The sequence below is a fragment of the Limosilactobacillus mucosae genome, assembly GCF_013423865.1.
GTDB lineage: Bacteria > Bacillota > Bacilli > Lactobacillales > Lactobacillaceae > Limosilactobacillus > Limosilactobacillus mucosae.
Genome location: NZ_CP058954.1, coordinates 574,611 through 588,644 on the forward strand (window position 1 = coordinate 574,611; position 14,034 = coordinate 588,644).

The window sequence follows — 14,034 nt, forward strand, 5'->3', positions numbered from 1 at the left end:
AGTGCAAGCTCTCAATCCTGAAAAGGATTAGTGTGGTGATGATGGCTTGAAGGATACACCTGTTCCCATACCGAACACAGAAGTTAAGCTTCAACGCGCCGAAAGTAGTTGGGGGATCGCTCCCTGCGAGGATAGGGCATTGCCATGCATTATGGAGGATTAGCTCAGTTGGGAGAGCATCTGCCTTACAAGCAGAGGGTCACAGGTTCGAGCCCTGTATCCTCCATTGAGCATTATGCTCATGAGCCGTTAGCTCAGTCGGTAGAGCATCTGACTTTTAATCAGAGGGTCGACGGTTCGAACCCGTCACGGCTCATTGCCATAGAGAGGCTTTGAGATGCGGAATACCGTAATTTTTACGCCGACTTAGCTCAGTTGGCAGAGCACCTGTCTTGTAAACAGGGGGTCGGAGGTTCGAGCCCTCTAGTCGGCATCTTGAATATTATGCGGAAGTAGTTCAGTGGTAGAACATCACCTTGCCATGGTGGGGGTCGCGGGTTCGAATCCCGTCTTCCGCTTTGTCAATTCCATAATGCCGGGGTGGCGGAATTGGCAGACGCACAGGACTTAAAATCCTGCGGTTAGTGATAACCGTACCGGTTCGATCCCGGTCCTCGGCATCTTTTGCACCCATAGCGCAATTGGATAGAGTGTCTGACTACGAATCAGAAGGTTGAAGGTTCGACTCCTTCTGGGTGCACTTTTCGGGAAATAGCTCAGCTTGGTAGAGCACCTGGTTTGGGACCAGGGGGTCGCAGGTTCGAATCCTGTTTTCCCGATTAACAATGAAAATTGTTATCGCGGTGTAGCTCAGCTGGCTAGAGCGTCCGGTTCATACCCGGGAGGTCGAGGGTTCGATCCCCCCCGCCGCGATTGACTGGCTGTTAGGGACCTTTAGCTCAGTTGGTTAGAGCAAGCGGCTCATAACCGCCCGGTCGTAGGTTCGAGTCCTACAAGGTCCATTGGGCCTCATAACACTCGACAGCTTTTCATTTATGGAGGATTACCCAAGTGGCTGAAGGGGGCGGTCTTGAAAACCGCTAGGTCGTGAGAGCGGCGCAAGAGTTCGAATCTCTTATCCTCCTTTTCATTATCGCGGGGTAGAGCAGCCTGGTAGCTCGTCGGGCTCATAACCCGGAGGTCGTTGGTTCAAATCCAGCCCCCGCAATTTTGGTCCGTTGGTCTAGTTTTGGTTAGGACGCATCCCTGTCACGGATGAGATCACGAGTTCGAGTCTCGTACGGACCGTTTATATGGCTCGGTAGCTCAGTTGGTAGAGCAACGGATTGAAGCTCCGTGTGTCGGCGGTTCGATTCCGTCCCGCGCCATTAAGATAATTAAGTTTCTGCTTAATGCGGGTATAGTTTAGTGGTAAAACCACAGCCTTCCAAGCTGTTGTCGCGAGTTCGATTCTCGTTACCCGCTTTAATAATATATGGGTCTATAGCTCAGCTGGTTAGAGCGCACGCCTGATAAGCGTGAGGTCGGTGGTTCGAGTCCACTTAGACCCATTGGAGAATTACTCAAGTGGCTGAAGAGGCGCCCCTGCTAAGGGTGTAGGTCGCGAAAGCGGCGCGAGAGTTCGAATCTCTCATTCTCCGTTATGACCCGTTAGTCAAGTGGTTAAGACACCAGCCTTTCACGCTGGTATCGTGGGTTCGAATCCCGCACGGGTCACTTGTCATGACCCATTAGTCAAGCGGTTAAGACACCAGCCTTTCACGCTGGTATCGTGGGTTCGAATCCCGCATGGGTCACTTAATTTATTATCGCGGGGTAGAGCAGCCTGGTAGCTCGTCGGGCTCATAACCCGGAGGTCGTTGGTTCAAATCCAGCCCCCGCAATTTTGGTCCGTTGGTCTAGTTTTGGTTAGGACGCATCCCTGTCACGGATGAGATCACGAGTTCGAGTCTCGTACGGACCGTATGATTGAACATGTTGCCGAAACAGCAACATGTTTTTTGTTGACAAAGCTCGTGAGAAAACTTGGTACTTTAAGTCTTTGTCAAATCGTATTGGTGAAGATCAATTCCCTGCTTCAAAAATGAAGTGGGGAATTTTTTTAGGCATGGATACAGTCAATGCGTCGCAATAGATTTTCAAAATTGCGGAAGCCACAACAGCTGCGTTTTAAGTTTTTGATTTTTCGATTGATGCCTTTCAGTGGCCCGTTGGAATAGTCGTATTTGGCACTGTTGGCGATATAATGGGCGGAGTGAAGGTTTGATCCATCGCGGTTTTGGTGTTCTCATAGGCAAAAATGGCACTGTTAAACTCGTCAACATTGCGCCGACTGAAGCCCCTGATAGGTTTCGTAAACCCGCGTAAAGTCAGGATATTTGGGTGATTGCAATTATTGCAAATTCAGATTTCTAGGTAAAACAAAAGTGCAATGCATTGAACTGCATTGCACTTTTTCTATTCAGCTGGACGATAATCCTCATAGTAGTAAACGCTGCGCGGACTGTGATCCATGTATCCGGCGAGCGGTGCAAAGTCGGTACTGCTGGTCCAGTCATCAATGGCAACTGCATTTGTCCAAGTCGTTATCAAAATAGTTGCATTGGTTTGATCAGAACGTGAGAACATATAGCCAGTCGTCATTTTAGAATGGTCAGCACTATCAAGAGCAATTTTTGCCTGTTTGCGCAGCAGGTTCTTATCTTCAGTGCCGAGCTCAAATGATTCAAAATGAAGAATTCCTTTGAACTTGTCATTACCAACACTGTATAAAGTCTCTAAGGTAATTGGACTGTTAAAGATGGTTGGCTTACCTGATAGGTCAAATAGGGCCAGCTTGCTGTTGTCACCAGTTGCCTGCAGCAGCCGGAAGTCACGATTTGGGTGCTTTTTAATGATTTCAAGCAGAACTGGCATTGAGCCAAAAGTAAAACTAATTTGTGATAGCATGATTGTCTCCTCCTTATCTTAATTGTCTCAATTATACCGCTCATTAACATTAATTGGGAATAACGAGTTGGAAAGCGCAATTAATTAATCAATGATGCCCATTATATCAATAAATGTATTGTTCGCGATGGTAGTTTAATAATTGTTGATGAGCAAACCAGACGTCATTTTCAATTCCACTTACAAAAAGTCAAGAAAATTGCTGACAGTGGTTCAAAATCATTCTAAAATAAGTTATAATTATTTATGGAGTGATCAAGGTTAAACATGTTTTTGATTTAAAGGAGGCCCAACAAATGGTTACACTATATACGTCTCCAAGTTGCACATCTTGCCGTAAGGCGCGGGCCTGGTTGAAGGAGCATGGCATTCCTTTCACCGAGCGCAACATTTTTTCTGAACCTCTGAGTATGGACGAGGTAAAAAACATTTTACGAATGACTGAAAACGGCACTGAAGACATCATTTCAAAACGTTCGAAAGCTTATCAAAGTTTAAACATTAATCTAGATGAGATGTCAATGACCGAGCTTTATGATTTGATTCGTAAAAATCCAGGCCTGTTAAGACGACCAATCATTATGGATGATAAAAGATTGCAGATTGGATATAACGAAGATGAGATTCGTCGGTTCCTGCCACGTGAAGTTCGGGCATTGGAGCTGGCTGAAGCACGTCGAAAAGCAAACTTGAACTAAAGGGGTGGCGATTTTTCGTCGCCTTTATTTTTTTATCGAACTGTTATCGGGAAAAGAATGCTATAATGAAAACTAGACGTTTAATATCGTTCGGCTTTTTAAACTTAAATCGAAGCCGGAGCGACCGTATGAAAAATTAGCGAATCAAAGGGGGCGCGATGCATATGGAAATGAAACGCATTAACGAAAATACGATTCGCGTGCTGCTCAATAATGAAGATCTAAATGAGCGCGGTATTACCGTACTTGATTTGCTGAATCATAATCAACAGATTGAAGACTTTTTTTACAGTATTTTAGAAGAAGTCGATGCTGATCATCAATTTCAGGATAATGATCTGGTTACGTTCCAAGTTCGTCCCCAACAAGATGGTTTAGAGCTTTATATTACCAAAACGGATCCTGCCAGCCTAAAAAAAGGTACGCCCGCTGGTCAGCCGCCATTGGATCAAGACCAGATTACCAACTTGATAAAAAAAGAGCTGGTTGGCAGAGATCGTCAGGAATCGCATCCAGATCATAATCAAGAAAATAATGTGTCCGCAGGTGATGAGCCAGAAGCTGCCATCGATAATCCAGACATTGAAAAAAACGTTTGTGTCTTAAGGATTGATGATTTTGAGGATCTGGTAGCCCTGGCCAAATCAGCACGTGACAACATCAATGCGGTATCTGATCTTTATCGTTATCAGAACAATGACTACCTGCTCTTGACGTTTATTGATGATGGCTCACTGTCAGCGAGTCAGTTGAAGGATCAGCTGGCTTTGGCATATGAGTATGGTCAAAAAACCAATCTGACGCCCGATGTCATTTTAGAACACGGTAAGCCATTAATGAAACAGGCTGCCCTAGAACTGGTGCGAACGTATTTTGAATAGTTAAATTGGAAAGCTGAGTCATTGGACATTTCAATGACTCAGCTTTTTTAATAACAATTACAGTTTTTTGGCATATAGCAAAGTGGAGGTGTAATTATGCAGACCGCTTTGTGGAATGGTCAACTGGTCTGGGCCCAAACTGAAGCTAAAAAAGCGCAGCGAACGTATTGGTGCCCGGACTGTGGTCAAAAAGTTCATTTATGTCAGGGAACCGATCATCGTCCCTATTTTGCGCATTATGCCCAAAGCAGATGTGATGCCAATGAAACCGCTATTCATCAGTTGGGTAAGCAGCAGATTGGCAGGTGGCTGAATCAGCAAGGCTGGCCGAGCTATTCTGAGGTTTATTTACCGACAATCAAGCAGCGCCCAGACATATTGACCAAGATTAATGATCAGTGGGCAGCCATTGAGTTTCAGTGCAGTCCGCTTGGCTTGACGCGGCTGATTGAACGCAATCAAGGATACGAGCGGCTGGGAATTGCCTATCGCTGGTTTTTGGGGCCAACCTATGCGCATCGGCTGCAGCCGGGAAAAGCAGCTCAGTTTTTACAATGGCATCATCAGCAGCTGATCTTACCATTTTGGAATTTAAAACGACAGCAGCCTGACTATCAAAAAAGACGGCTTTTTGGCCCCAAATCGGGAAAAAGTCGTCAAGATGTCTGGCAGATTTTAATTTGGCAGACTCAGCAGCTGCAGCGACAGATTCGTTTGGCAACGCCGCGGCTTTGTGAATTAGCCAATCAAACCTATCTAATGGGCCACGGAGCAATCAGTACCTGTCCCTTGGTTGCTCATGATACGCATTTTCAATGGAGCTTGATGAATGAGACCCCATTAGAATGGCGCATATCCGTTATTTTAAGGCTTGAGCAGTGTCCCGCGCATCAATGTTGGAATTGGCCAGCCTGGCATGACTTTTTAAATCAAAGTGCCAATTGGCTTCCTTTGCCATGTCTGAGTGATCTTCAAGTCGAGCAGGTTCGTCATCGAAGCCTGGCCTGCTATACCCAAGAGCTGAATCTGGCTGGCGTGATCCGCTACCAGCAGCAGGTCGTTGAATTGATTCAGCCGCCGCGATGGTTCAGCAGCTATGAACGCAAGCTGGCCTACTTGAAAAAAATGGCAGCCAGCTAAAGAATCCGCAGTGTTGATTGATGATGCTTATCATTAAAACTTTGCGCAAATTCTTCGGGAGTCTGCTGCAGGCAAAACTGATGATTACGGTATGATTCAATCAGCGATTCATAGTCAAAGTTGTTGATCATATATCCATAGACAGGCTGTTCGGAATCAAAAACGACTGCAGTGGCAGTTTGGGTAACGCCCATTTCATCAGCCATGTATTGATCCTTTTTGAATGCTTTGATTGCCAGTTCTGATTTACGATCTTCCCAAAACATGTCCAAATCAAGCTGCGCCTGTTGAGCAATCTTTTGGGCAAGGGCTTCTGAATAATCAGCTCCTTCATTGATCAGCGCAGATTGCAGCCGCAGCAGATAATGTCGGCCACGCTTGCGTCCTTGAAACAGTGCTGCTTTATAATCCAAGATAATCTGGTAAAGCGTAGCCGAAGTCTGTTGCCGAACATTGAGATCATGATCGTTGAGATGATAAAGCTTCATAGTCTGCTGAATCGTGTCCATATTAAACAGCGGAATAAATTGATAGTTGACTTTAGTGCGCAATTGCTGGTCAATGCGCAAAACATCCTGTTCGCAGCGAAAACAGCGCATGCCTAATGGATTAACAAAAAGATGAATTTCGAGCACAGCCGCTCCTCCTGTTCGTTGCAGAATTATCGGTTATTGAACAATGCTATTTTTACAAAGAATGAGCACGATGTAAAGCGATCTGTTTTGGATGAATTTACATAAAATAATTTGAAGCAATCATTTAGCTAATCAGTTACGATATCTGTGAAAATACTAGACTTGTTTTTCAGTTGAACCAGGCAGTCTTTAGTTAAGTCATTACGAAACTATGATAAAATAAACAGAGATTGTCAAGGAAGTGGGATTGCAATGATTGAAGATTGGCAGCATTTTTTATTACCTTATCAACAAGCAGTCAATGAATTAAAAGTCAAGCTGCGGGGGATGCGTAAACAATTCCAAGATCAAGATCAGCATTCACCGATTGAATTCGTTACTGGCCGTGTTAAGCCGGTTGACAGTATTAAAGAAAAAATGGTGCGGCGGCATGTCTTAGAAGAACGCCTGGAGCAAGACATGCAAGATATTGCTGGCTTGCGAATCATGTGTCAGTTTGTCGAAGATATCTATCAAGTCGTTGACCTGCTGCGTCAGCGCAATGACATGACGATTCTAGAAGAGCGTGATTACGTAACCAACGTTAAGCCAAGCGGTTATCGATCTTATCATATCGTGATCGAGTATCCCGTTCAGCTGGTTACTGGTGAAAAAAAGGTTTTGGCTGAGATCCAGGTACGAACGCTGGCGATGAATTTTTGGGCGACGATTGAGCATTCATTAAATTACAAATATCAAGGCGCGTTTCCTAAAGAACTTTCTGATCGTCTGCAGCGGGCGGCAGAGGCTGCTTTTAAGCTGGATGAGGAGATGTCTGAGATTAGAGAAGAAATTCAAGAGGCACAGACGTTGTTTGGCCGCAAGCAAGCACCTGATGAACTGCTGAACTCATCGCTGGAAGATAAAAAAGGAGCGGATTAACCAATGCGGGTAGCCATTTTTAACTATGAATCGCCGGAGTCATTGCGCGTACGCAAACTGTTGCTGAATCGTCTGGAAGAGGAAACGGCAATTACCTATGATGAGCAGCAGCCAGATGTCGTTATCACGATTGGCGGCGATGGCACGCTGATTTCGGCATTTCATCACTATGAGGATCGCTTGTCGACGATTCGTTTTGTTGGTATTCATACTGGACACCTGGGTTTTTATACCGATTGGCGCAATTTTGAGGTCGAGGATCTGGTCGAAAGTCTGCAAAACGACAGTGGTCAATCCGTCAGCTATCCATTGCTGGAAATGAGTGCTACTTATGATGATGGTGAGATTGAACGACGCGTGGCGCTGAATGAATCAACGCTGCGCAATATCGTCAAGACCATGGTTTGCGACGTATACATCAATAATCAGCTGTTTGAGCGTTTTCGCGGTGATGGACTGGTCATTTCAACACCGACTGGATCAACGGCCTATAATAAATCAGTTGGCGGCGCAATTTTGGATCCGCGCATTATCGGTTTCCAGCTGGGTGAGATGGCCTCGTTAAACAACCGGGTTTTTCGAACGCTGGGCTCGCCGGTCGTTTTTGGCTCAGATACCAAACTGACGCTGCGGCTGCCTGATGATTCCGGGACGGTGCTAAGCTGTGATCGCGATCAGATTATGATGGATTCGCAGTCGCATCGGTTGGTCGACGTATCCTATCGCGTATCCGACAAAGTGATTCGTTTTGCCAAGTACCGGCATACCAACTTCTGGGACCGCGTTAAGGATTCGTTTATTGGAGGCATCCAATAATGGAGTTTTCCTGGGTCTATACCGGAGAAAAGCCGATCAAGCTGCGTTCGGCACTCAAACAGCAGGGCGTTACCAGTTCATTGATCAAAGCAGCCATCTTTCATGGTGGTCAGATGACGATCAATCATGAGGTGAAATGGGCCGTCGATCTGGTTGAGCCGGGTGACCGTTTTGCCATTGAGCTACCGCCAGAAGTACCTAATGATCATGTTCCGATCTGTTCCAAACCATTTGATATCGTTTATGAAGATCGGGATTTTTTGGTGATCAACAAAGCTGCCGGCGTGGCAACAGTACCGGCTCATAACGTTGCCGAACAAGACAGCTTGGTCAATCGCGTTAAATACTATTATCAAAAACAAGGCTATGAAAATCGGGTAACTCATGTCGCCACGCGTCTGGATAAAGACACCAGCGGCCTGGTGATCTTTCCTAAGCATCGTTTTGCTCATGCCGTCTTGGATAATCAGCTCAAGCGGCATTTAGTAAAAAAGGAATACGTTGCTTTAGTCAGTGGGCAGGTGGCAACCAGGCATGGCTATATCGATGCACCGATCCAGCGTGATCCAGAATCGTTTGTTCAGCGTCAAGTCGGTTCGGATGGTAAAGCGGCCGTTACCGAGTATTGGCTGAAATATCCGGGCTTGAATGCCTCGATCGTCAAGATTCGGTTGCATACCGGGCGTACTCACCAGATTCGCGTTCACTTCAGCTATCTTGGTCATCCGCTGTTGGGCGATGCCATGTATGGCGGACCAGACGTAATGGCTCGGCAGGCACTGCACTGTCAGTGGCTGAGCTTCTATAGCCCATTTTTAAACCGGCAGATTGAGCTAAAAGCACCAATTCCAAGCGACATGACTGCCGTAATTGAAAAAATGACGCAATAAAAAACGGGACGCTGATTAAGCACCCCGTTTATTTATTGAATTGTCAGCAGTTATTTAGGCCAGCGCTTGACACAGACTGGTTCTGGACAAGCCACGTCTTTTTGCAGCAGCGTCAGCAGGCCAGATTGAGCATCGCGTTTGTAAAGCGTTAGGTTATCGCTATTTTGATTTGAACCTACCAGGTAGGCGTCGTCATGGCTCAATTCAAAGTCGCGTGGAAAATCGCCTTCTGTACTGATGGATTGAACGTGGGCAACCGTAAAGTCTGGCTGGACGGCAAAAACTGCAATGGTATTTTCACCACGGTTGGAAGTGTAGACAAATCGACCATCAGCAGAAATGTGAATGGCTGCGGCTCCGTTATGAGCGGTCCAGTCAGCCGGAATGGTCTTGATGGTCTGCAGTTGAGTCAAGGAAGCGTCAGCAGCGTTGTAGCGCATTACGGCCAGCTTGCTGCTTAATTCACCCAGCACATAGACGATCTTGCCATTTGGATGGAAGACCAGGTGACGCGTACCAAAGCCGGGTTCGAACTGGTAGCGGGATGCAGCCGTGAGCTTGCCTTCATCGGATACGTCATAGACAACGACCAGATCCATTCCCAGGTCGCAGACGATAAGACGATTGTCCGGCGTTAAATCGATATAGTGAACGTGTGGCGCATCCTGTTCTGGTTGGGGGCCGGTTGCTCCTTGATGAACGACGGAATCAGTTTGGGTCAGCTTGCCATCAGCGGCAATCTTAAAGACCTTGAGTTCGCCGGTATGGTAATTGGCAGAGAACAACAAGTGACGCTGGTCATCAACGCCAATGTAGGCAGGGGTAGGTCCTTTTTCTAATTTGGCATCGATCAGTTCAGCCTTGTCGCCGGACAGATCGTATGACGCTACACCGCCACGCTCGCCATCCTGTTTTAAGGCATACAGGCGTTTTTGTTCACCGTACTGCAGGTAGGCTGGCTTGCCGGAAGCAGCCACCAGGCGAACGTTGGTCAATTCTTCTTTTTCCGTGTCTAAGGTTACGCCGTAAATGCCACGGCTGGATTTACTGGTGTAGGTTCCAATTAAAAAGTCTTCAGTCAAAACGAAGCCCTCCTTTAAAAATGTACACCTATATAATAGCAGAAACTGTTCGCTTAGAATTGAGAAATTATGAGCAAATTGAAAGGATCATCAATGAAAAAAATCGTAATTAAGAAACAATGGGTCAATGAGCATCGACGGCTGTTTCGCTGCTCAGTCTGCCAGGCACCAATCAAGGGCGTTTTTGAAAACAGTCTGGTCTGTAAGCAGGGGCATGCTATTGATTTTAACAAGCATGGGTATCTTTATTTTTTGAATAATGGCAATGGTACCGACTATGATCGGGCGATGTTTGAAGCCAGACGCCGCATGCTGAGCGCGGGACTTTTCCTGCCAATGCTTAAGCAGATCAATGCCGTGATGCCAGACCAGCCACAGACGATTCTAGACGTTGGCACGGGTGAGGGAACGCCGCTTTTTCAATTAGAGACTTTGCGGGATCAAAAAGATGCTGCCATTGGTTTTGACATTTCAAAGGCCGGTGTGCAATTAGCCACTCAGCTGCCAGGTAAGTTGTTTTTTTGCGTAGCTGATCTGCGCCGGCTGCCGTTTGCGGACGAGTCGTTTGATCAGGTGATGGAGCTTTTTTCACCATCTGATTATCAAGAATTCGATCGGATCCTCAAGCCAGGTGGTCAGCTTTTAAAAATCATTCCCAACGCCAACTACCTGATCGAGCTGCGTCACCTTTTATACGATCAAAACGATCAGCATGCTGCCTACGACAATACACCAGTAGTCGAGCGTTTTATGCAGCATTACCAGCAGGCCAGGATCGTACCGCTTCAATATCAGTTTGAGATTCCGCTGGGGCTGGCTGAGGATTTGGTAGAGATGTCGCCGCTGCATTGGGGTCGCAATGCGAAACAGCTTGATGAAAGCGATTTATCATCATTAAAACAAGTTACCGTTGACGTCAGCTTGTTAATCGGTAAAAAAATTTGATTAATTAATTGTTTTTTTTAAGTGATGGTAGTATATTATCTTATAGAAATCGTTTGACTGAAGACATCGATTTAATCGTTGGCATTGGTCAAAGAGTACTTCATTAAAGCAGCGTTTCGCCGTGCCCACACCGAGACCCTGCTTTTTTTATTGCCTTTTTTAGGAGAGAGAAGACTGACTATGACTAATCATATTGTGCTGTTTGAACCCTTGTTTCCAGCTAATACCGGCAATATTGCCAGAACCTGCGCCGGAACCGACACTGTTTTGCATTTGATCAAGCCCCTTGGTTTTTCAACGGATGACAAGCATATGAAGCGTGCCGGTCTGGATTACTGGGACAAGGTTAAGGTTGTCTATCATGAGGATCTGCTTGATTTTATGGCAACGGTGCCTAACCTTGACCAGCTGTATCTGGTTTCAAAGTTTGCCGAACGCGATTATACTGAAGTTGACTACCGTTTGCCTGGCGACCACTATTTTTTGTTTGGCAAAGAAACGACTGGCTTGCCGGAACCGTTTATGCGACGCTATCCGCAAAACTGCATTCGGATTCCGCAAGACGACAATAACATTCGTGCGCTTAACCTTTCTAACAGCGCGGCGATTGTTATTTATGAAGCGCTTCGTCAACAAGGATTTCCTAAATTAGCCCGTGTGCATCGCTATTCGGACGATAAGCTGAAATAATCGGTAAGGTAAAAGGAGGAATTGCATGGCCCGCAAAAAAAATACGACCCGCCGCCGTTCCAATAAAACGGCTGCCAAGCGGCGATCAAGAAAACCAGCGCGTGACGAGCGAGCTATTCGCAGCTTAAGCGGCCTGGCCATCATTCTTTTAACGCTGACCGGTCTGTTTAAACTGGGAGTCTTAGGTGCCGGCGTGCAGGATATTTTTAAGGTTTTGGTTGGTCAAAGCTATCCATTGTTAATGGCCATCGTAATCCTGTACAGTCTGGGACTGACGATCTATGCGCAATGGCCGCGCTTTAGAAAACGCTGGGTCTGGGGAATGCTGATTTTTTATCTGGGACTCTTATTGATGCTGCATGCGCGGATGTTTGATCAATTAGGCCGCCACATCGATTTTTGGAATCAGACCTGGAGCAGCGTAACTGCGGCAGTTTTAAATGATGATTCCAGTATGCCGATTGGCGGCGGCATGCTGGGGGCAGCGCTATATTCTGGCAGCGGGTATCTGCTTGGCAGTACTGGAACCAAGGCAGCGGCTGTTTTGCTGATGATTATCGGCGTTGTGGTCTTTTTTAATCTGCCAGTGCAAAAGCTGCGTTTGGCGATTGCACAAATGCTAAAGCGGCTTAAAGAACGCTTCCATCAATTAAATGCTGATCGGCAGGCTCGGCAAGCAGAGCGTCGGCAACGTCAGCCAGAAGAGCCAATGGCAGTGCCGAGCGATGAAAAGGATCTGCCAACGCCGCATGCTGAACGGAAACGTGAGCAACAATCACGAGAGCTGCCAGAATTTGAAATTGGTCAATCAGCGGCTGATAAAATCGCTGCACCTGATCAGCAAAGCCGCGAGCCCCGCATTACCGTAGCCAGCGAGAATGAGCGGCCAGCATCATTGAATGCCAAGGATCAGACCGATGTTGAACTGTCCTTGAATCGGGTTGAGGCTAAAGAGGATCAGGACTATCAATTCCCGCCGCTGGATCTTTTGACCAAAGTGAAGCCAACGGATCAAAGTGCTGATCTTGATTCGATTAAGTCCAATACGCAAAAACTGCAGGATACGTTAAAATCGTTTGGCGTCGATGCCACGGTTGAAAACGTGAACCTGGGACCTTCCGTAACTAAATATGAGCTGCGTCCAGCCGTAGGAGTTAAGGTCAGTCGGATTACGAATCTGGCTGATGATCTGGCCTTGGCGCTGGCTGCCAAAGATATTCGGATTGAGGCACCGATTCCTGGCAAGTCATTGATCGGGATTGAGGTGCCTAATCAACAGATTGCCACGGTAGGCTTTCGTGATATGATCGAAGCTGCTCCCCATGATGATCGACCGCTTGACGTGCCGCTTGGTCGCACGGTTACTGGTCAGGTAATGACGGCTGACCTGACCAAGATGCCGCACTTGTTGATTGCCGGGGCAACCGGGAGCGGCAAGTCGGTTGCCATTAACGTGATCATCACCAGCATCCTGTTAAAGGCTAAGCCCAGTCAAGTCAAGATGCTGATGATTGATCCTAAGAAAGTAGAGCTAAGCGTGTATAATGGGATTCCGCATCTGCTCAGTCCAGTGGTTTCCGAACCGAAAAAAGCAGCGCGGGCATTAGGCAAGGTAGTTGGTGAAATGGAACGGCGCTATGAGCTGTTTGCTGCTTTAGGCGTCCGCAATCTGGATGGCTATAATCGAATGGTTGAAAAAGAAAATCAAAATCATACCGATCCGAATGAACAGCAGCCGACAATGCCATTGATTCTGGTAATCGTTGATGAATTGGCTGATTTGATGATGACTGTTTCTAAAGACGTTGAGGATGCCATCGTACGAATTGCGCAAATGGGGCGGGCCGCCGGCATTCACATGATTTTGGCAACCCAACGGCCCAGCGTTGATGTCATTACCGGCTTGATCAAGGCCAACGTTCCCTCGCGAATTGCATTTGCGGTCTCCAGTGGGGTCGATTCGCGAACGATTATTGACACCAATGGAGCTGAAAAGCTGCTTGGCCGGGGCGACATGCTGTTTGAGCCAATCGATCAAAACAAGCCGATTCGAATTCAAGGCGCCTTTATTTCTGATCATGACGTTGAGGCAGTCGTTGATTTCATCAAAAATGAGCGGCCAGCAGAGTATGATGATCAGATGATGGTTAGCGATGCTGAGATGCAGCAAGAAGAACAAAAAGAAGACGAAGATGAGCTGTTTGGCGAAGCGCTGCAGTTTGTTGCCCAAGAGCAAAAAGCTTCAACCTCGCTGATTCAGCGTCGTTTCCGCATTGGCTATAATCGAGCGGCGCGAATTATTGATGATATGGAGCAGCGTGGCTATATCGGTCCAGCTAATGGCTCTAAACCGCGTGAAGTCTATAAGAAACCAGACTTGCCGGCGCAATAGGGCTAAGCTGCTTAAAATTTAATCTAGAAAAAAA

The 14,034-nt window shown here is 46.7% G+C and carries 13 protein-coding genes, 20 tRNA genes and 1 rRNA gene; 30 read left to right on the forward strand and 4 right to left on the reverse strand.

Features of this window, described 5'->3' with window-relative positions:
• Positions 1–31 precede the first annotated feature (31 nt).
• From rrf to H0G69_RS02745, 21 genes are all read left to right on the forward strand, one after another.
• Positions 32–148 (forward strand): 5S ribosomal RNA (rrf, locus tag H0G69_RS02645).
• A 5-nt stretch (positions 149–153) separates the two neighbouring features.
• Positions 154–226, forward strand: a tRNA-Val gene (locus H0G69_RS02650).
• Between the two features lie 17 nt (positions 227–243).
• Positions 244–316: transfer RNA gene (locus tag H0G69_RS02655), tRNA-Lys, on the forward strand.
• Between the two features lie 44 nt (positions 317–360).
• Positions 361–433 (forward strand) — tRNA-Thr (locus H0G69_RS02660).
• A gap of 13 nt (positions 434–446) precedes the next feature.
• Positions 447–518: transfer RNA gene (locus H0G69_RS02665), tRNA-Gly, on the forward strand.
• 16 nt (positions 519–534) lie between these two features.
• Positions 535–620 (forward strand) — tRNA-Leu (locus H0G69_RS02670).
• A gap of 6 nt (positions 621–626) precedes the next feature.
• Positions 627–700: transfer RNA gene (locus tag H0G69_RS02675), tRNA-Arg, on the forward strand.
• 5 nt (positions 701–705) lie between these two features.
• Positions 706–779 (forward strand) — tRNA-Pro (locus tag H0G69_RS02680).
• 20 nt (positions 780–799) lie between these two features.
• Positions 800–873 (forward strand) — tRNA-Met (locus H0G69_RS02685).
• Positions 874–888: 15 nt separating this feature from the next.
• A tRNA-Ile gene (locus tag H0G69_RS02690) sits at positions 889–962 on the forward strand.
• Positions 963–997: 35 nt separating this feature from the next.
• Positions 998–1,085: transfer RNA gene (locus tag H0G69_RS02695), tRNA-Ser, on the forward strand.
• A gap of 9 nt (positions 1,086–1,094) precedes the next feature.
• Positions 1,095–1,168 (forward strand) — tRNA-Met (locus H0G69_RS02700).
• Between the two features lie 4 nt (positions 1,169–1,172).
• A tRNA-Asp gene (locus tag H0G69_RS02705) sits at positions 1,173–1,248 on the forward strand.
• A gap of 7 nt (positions 1,249–1,255) precedes the next feature.
• A tRNA-Phe gene (locus H0G69_RS02710) sits at positions 1,256–1,328 on the forward strand.
• Positions 1,329–1,354: 26 nt separating this feature from the next.
• Positions 1,355–1,425: transfer RNA gene (locus H0G69_RS02715), tRNA-Gly, on the forward strand.
• Positions 1,426–1,437: 12 nt separating this feature from the next.
• Positions 1,438–1,511 (forward strand) — tRNA-Ile (locus tag H0G69_RS02720).
• A 2-nt stretch (positions 1,512–1,513) separates the two neighbouring features.
• Positions 1,514–1,601, forward strand: a tRNA-Ser gene (locus tag H0G69_RS02725).
• Positions 1,602–1,605: 4 nt separating this feature from the next.
• Positions 1,606–1,677 (forward strand) — tRNA-Glu (locus H0G69_RS02730).
• A gap of 8 nt (positions 1,678–1,685) precedes the next feature.
• Positions 1,686–1,757: transfer RNA gene (locus H0G69_RS02735), tRNA-Glu, on the forward strand.
• A 13-nt stretch (positions 1,758–1,770) separates the two neighbouring features.
• Positions 1,771–1,844: transfer RNA gene (locus tag H0G69_RS02740), tRNA-Met, on the forward strand.
• 4 nt (positions 1,845–1,848) lie between these two features.
• A tRNA-Asp gene (locus H0G69_RS02745) sits at positions 1,849–1,924 on the forward strand.
• A 138-nt stretch (positions 1,925–2,062) separates the two neighbouring features.
• Here H0G69_RS02745 and H0G69_RS02750 read toward each other — a convergent pair.
• Together H0G69_RS02750 and H0G69_RS02755 are read right to left on the reverse strand one after the other, a co-directional pair.
• The gene (locus H0G69_RS02750; protein WP_080890516.1) at positions 2,063–2,203 is read right to left on the reverse strand and encodes a transposase; all 141 of its coding nucleotides are present in this window, start codon (positions 2,201–2,203) and stop codon (positions 2,063–2,065) included.
• A 215-nt stretch (positions 2,204–2,418) separates the two neighbouring features.
• A complete protein-coding gene (locus H0G69_RS02755) occupies positions 2,419–2,910 on the reverse strand; it encodes a hypothetical protein (protein ID WP_180305116.1) in 492 nt (163 codons plus the stop codon).
• A 296-nt stretch (positions 2,911–3,206) separates the two neighbouring features.
• Here H0G69_RS02755 and spxA point away from each other — a divergent pair, with 296 nt between their 5' ends.
• The 3 genes from spxA to H0G69_RS02770 all read left to right on the forward strand — a co-directional run bounded on the left by spxA (position 3,207) and on the right by H0G69_RS02770 (position 5,629).
• A complete protein-coding gene (gene spxA, locus H0G69_RS02760; protein WP_033934933.1) occupies positions 3,207–3,608 on the forward strand; it encodes a transcriptional regulator SpxA in 402 nt (133 codons plus the stop codon).
• A gap of 164 nt (positions 3,609–3,772) precedes the next feature.
• Positions 3,773–4,489: an adaptor protein MecA gene (locus tag H0G69_RS02765; protein WP_143112999.1), complete on the forward strand. Its 717-nt coding sequence runs from the start codon at positions 3,773–3,775 to the stop codon at positions 4,487–4,489.
• A 96-nt stretch (positions 4,490–4,585) separates the two neighbouring features.
• Positions 4,586–5,629, forward strand: a complete 1,044-nt coding sequence (locus tag H0G69_RS02770; RefSeq protein WP_180305117.1) for a competence protein CoiA — start codon at positions 4,586–4,588, stop codon at positions 5,627–5,629.
• Here H0G69_RS02770 and H0G69_RS02775 read toward each other — a convergent pair.
• Positions 5,626–6,264: a DsbA family protein gene (locus H0G69_RS02775; protein WP_006499685.1), complete on the reverse strand. Its 639-nt coding sequence runs from the start codon at positions 6,262–6,264 to the stop codon at positions 5,626–5,628. The two genes, H0G69_RS02770 and H0G69_RS02775, sit on opposite strands and share 4 nt — an antisense overlap.
• Before the next feature lie 252 nt (positions 6,265–6,516).
• On the opposite strand from H0G69_RS02775, the gene yjbM reads away from it, so the two are divergent.
• The 3 genes from yjbM to H0G69_RS02790 are packed head-to-tail and all read left to right on the forward strand — an operon-like array spanning position 6,517 to position 8,891.
• Entirely contained in the window at positions 6,517–7,185 is a 669-nt protein-coding gene (yjbM, locus tag H0G69_RS02780) for a GTP diphosphokinase (protein WP_006499686.1), read from the forward strand.
• Between the two features lie 3 nt (positions 7,186–7,188).
• Positions 7,189–8,001, forward strand: a complete 813-nt coding sequence (locus H0G69_RS02785) for an NAD kinase (RefSeq protein ID WP_034539851.1) — start codon at positions 7,189–7,191, stop codon at positions 7,999–8,001.
• The gene (locus H0G69_RS02790; RefSeq protein WP_180305118.1) at positions 8,001–8,891 is read left to right on the forward strand and encodes an RluA family pseudouridine synthase; all 891 of its coding nucleotides are present in this window, start codon (positions 8,001–8,003) and stop codon (positions 8,889–8,891) included. Before H0G69_RS02785 ends, H0G69_RS02790 begins: the two co-directional genes overlap by 1 nt.
• A 50-nt stretch (positions 8,892–8,941) precedes the next feature.
• Here the strand turns inward: H0G69_RS02790 and H0G69_RS02795 are convergent, their stop codons facing one another.
• Entirely contained in the window at positions 8,942–9,973 is a 1,032-nt protein-coding gene (locus H0G69_RS02795; protein WP_180305119.1) for a lactonase family protein, read from the reverse strand.
• Between the two features lie 93 nt (positions 9,974–10,066).
• Here H0G69_RS02795 and H0G69_RS02800 point away from each other — a divergent pair, with 93 nt between their 5' ends.
• From H0G69_RS02800 to H0G69_RS02810, 3 genes are all read left to right on the forward strand, one after another.
• Complete coding sequence (locus H0G69_RS02800; protein ID WP_180305120.1) at positions 10,067–10,918, forward strand: methyltransferase domain-containing protein; 852 nt, start codon at positions 10,067–10,069, stop codon at positions 10,916–10,918.
• 180 nt (positions 10,919–11,098) lie between these two features.
• Entirely contained in the window at positions 11,099–11,608 is a 510-nt protein-coding gene (locus H0G69_RS02805) for a tRNA (cytidine(34)-2'-O)-methyltransferase (RefSeq protein WP_006499691.1), read from the forward strand.
• A 25-nt stretch (positions 11,609–11,633) separates the two neighbouring features.
• Complete coding sequence (locus H0G69_RS02810) at positions 11,634–14,000, forward strand: FtsK/SpoIIIE family DNA translocase (protein ID WP_180305121.1); 2,367 nt, start codon at positions 11,634–11,636, stop codon at positions 13,998–14,000.
• Positions 14,001–14,034: the final 34 nt, after the last annotated feature.